2 protein-coding genes and 1 pseudogene are annotated in these 2,710 nt (G+C 57.7%); all 3 read right to left on the bottom strand.

Going from position 1 to position 2,710, the window contains the following annotated elements:
- Positions 1 to 214: pseudogene (locus tag WD823_RS09885) on the bottom strand (dihydrofolate reductase); the annotation flags it as partial.
- A 173-nt stretch (positions 215 to 387) separates the two neighbouring features.
- A complete protein-coding gene (locus WD823_RS09880; RefSeq protein ID WP_368429332.1) occupies positions 388 to 1,779 on the bottom strand; it encodes a hypothetical protein in 1,392 nt (463 codons plus the stop codon).
- Between the two features lie 146 nt (positions 1,780 to 1,925).
- Complete coding sequence (locus tag WD823_RS09875; RefSeq protein ID WP_368429331.1) at positions 1,926 to 2,570, bottom strand: toll/interleukin-1 receptor domain-containing protein; 645 nt, start codon at positions 2,568 to 2,570, stop codon at positions 1,926 to 1,928.
- Between the last annotated feature and the right edge of the window lie 140 nt (positions 2,571 to 2,710).

Here is a 2,710-nt window from a genome sequence, read left to right as displayed (position 1 = left end):
TGAAGCGCGCGAAATCCATGTCGGCGCCGGCGTTCGGCCAGTAGCCGGCCCACTCCGCATAGCCGACGCGGCCCATGACGACCGTGTCGGTCTCGGCGATCACCTTGCCGAGCGAAGCGCCGAGCTCGCCGTCGAAGGCATCGAACTGCCACTGATCGGGCGACTCGACGACGCCATCGACGGAATGGAAAAGGCCCGCGGTGAGCTTGCGCATGGGGGTTGGTCCCTGTGGTTTGGTTCCCGCCGTGAAAGGGCGGTGTCAGGGATACGACGAACGGGCGGGGGCGGGATCGACATCAGCTGTAGCCCGGATGGAACGAAGCGAAATCCGGGGCGGTGCCCGCAGACGGAGACCCGGATTGCGCTACGCTCCATCCGGGCTACGAACTAGTCGTAGGCATGTTTGTAGTCCCTGACGAGTGGATTGGACCGAATCCGCTCCAAGCCCATCTTGGAGATCGGCAAGTCGAGTGCCGTTAGCAAATAGCAAAACGCCTCCATGGCCTTGGTAGACTTGGCGAAGGCCCGGAATTCGACATCACTTTCTGGGTTGAAGTGTCCGTGTGCGACTCTGCTGCGAAATTGAATCGCACGCTTGAGGTGGGCGACCACACTTCCGCGCAAGATGCCCTTTCCGAACTTCTCCTCAAGCATGGCTACAAGACGCGTGAAACGCTCTTCGGCGGACTCCGCCCTAACCCGCTTGACGGCCCCGGCGATCCGCTCACGGATGATCTGATGATGACCAAGCTCGTGCGCCTTCTGCGTTGCGGCAGTGGAGATCGCCTCAACTTCCTCACTAGAGAGCGCGTTCTGAGATTGGGCTATGGGGACCTCTTCCAACCAGCGGCAGGCATTGATGAGCCGCTCGGCTGAGATCACGTTCTTCGCACCAAAGCTCACCATCATCAGCGCATAAGACCTTCTCCACTCGGCAGCTCGATTCATCCAAGCGACAAGGCAGGCCCGAAACGAGCTCAGTTCTTCATCGTCCCAAGACCGCACGGGAGAGCCACCAACCCAGAGATCCCGTTTGTCGATCTCTGTCTCCGGCCAAACGTAGTGCACTCCATGGTCGCCAAGGTAGCTCTGGCTCTTGACCGCGGCCTTCATTTGATCGAACGAAATCCGATCAACGCGAATAGCCGTGGGCTTTAGCTTGACACCCAAGCAGAAGGACAAGAAGTCAACATAGTCCGAGACATGGACGATGTAGTCCGTGGTACTCTGAGGTGCGTCAAACTCGATCTCGAAACCGGGCCAGAGTTCTTTGGGCGAATCGAACTCTGACCCATAGGTCGCCGTGTATCCAGCCCTGAGGGTCATGCCCTGGGCATCATCCGTAAAGATCGTAAGATCACCTTCCTTGGGATATCGGCCGCGACCGATTGCTTTCACCTTACGTTTATGACGCATCAACTGCTTGGTGTGCTCAACAACGAAGGTAACCCGCTTCACCTTGTCATGGGACATCCACGGATCATGGCCGACGATGGCAAGGTTGGAGACGAAGTCTTGCCGATGTATCGTGCGCTTCGGTTCGATCGTGCGCGATGTCCTTCCCGGTACCGTTGTGATGTTTGAGTGCAGCGAGACGATGTGGTTGGTCTCAGTTAGCAGAATGACGGGTTGGTCGTTGTCCTCGATGAAAAAAAACTCGGTGTAGCTGTAAATTCGTGCGCTGATTTCCTCGACAGAGATCAGCAGCGTTCCAGTGAGGCTTTTGCCAGTGACCATCTCAACACAGTGGAGCGGCTTGCCGCGCTCGATCTCAAACATTCACGCACCTGCCAAATCTCTTTGAGCGAGACCAGATTCCAGTCTATCTGGCTCCTACGAGGGCTCAGCCTTCAAATCGCGCGCGTCTCTTCCGAAGAAAACGCAACCCACCCGACCGTAATTGTCAGCGGGGGCGGCTCAACCAATCAGGGTGCCTTGTTATATCGGGCGAGCACTTCCTCCAGCCTTCTCAATGCATCCTTGTCCATGAACTTCCCGTGGGTTTTCACCAGCGGCGGAAGATATTTGGTCGCGCAAAGATTGGCATGACAAATTTGCCCGTTGTCGGTTGAGACGGCGAGCAGTTGGACCACCTGTTTGCGGCTGGCCTTGCCGATGTACGGAAGGATAAGCTCGAAGTTGGCCTCCGCCCCCCGAAAACTGCGGGAGTTCCCGATCTTAGCCACCAGCCAGTCAATGACGAAGGACACGTCGTGTTTTGCCACGCCCGGAAGAAGGTCCTCGTGGGACGGCACTGCCGGATCGATCTTGGTCGACTGGATGTGAGCGATGAAGCCTTGCGGGATGGCGCCGTCGGTCGACAGCGGGATAATCGTCATCTTGCGGTATGCCGCGATCCCGGATTCTTGCTTGCACCAGATGGAGTTGTAATAGTTGGCGCTAAGAATCGCTACGAACAGGTCCGCCGCCTCAATTTCCTTGAGGATCTCAGTGCGCCACTCGCCCGAGACCTCAATGTGTTCGTGCGCCATGAACGCGCTGCACTCGAATTCCTGTAAGACTGCAGCGACGCGGGCGGCGACCTCCTTGTCTGCCGTCTGGTAGCTCATAAACGCCCGCATTTGTCTTGCCCCCGCCTTCGCCTATCGCTCGAAGCCTTCGGCCTTGAGAGGCTCATTGTGCCCTGGAGTCTAGCGGATAATCCCGTACGCCCCCACATTGACTCCCCTTCCCCCCGTGCGTATTCCCT

The organism is Sulfuricaulis sp. (assembly GCF_040901545.1).
In the GTDB taxonomy this organism is placed as follows: Bacteria; Pseudomonadota; Gammaproteobacteria; order Acidiferrobacterales; family Sulfurifustaceae; genus Sulfuricaulis.
The sequence above is the reverse complement of the archived record's forward strand: the minus strand, read 5'-3'. Positions and strand labels throughout refer to the sequence as shown.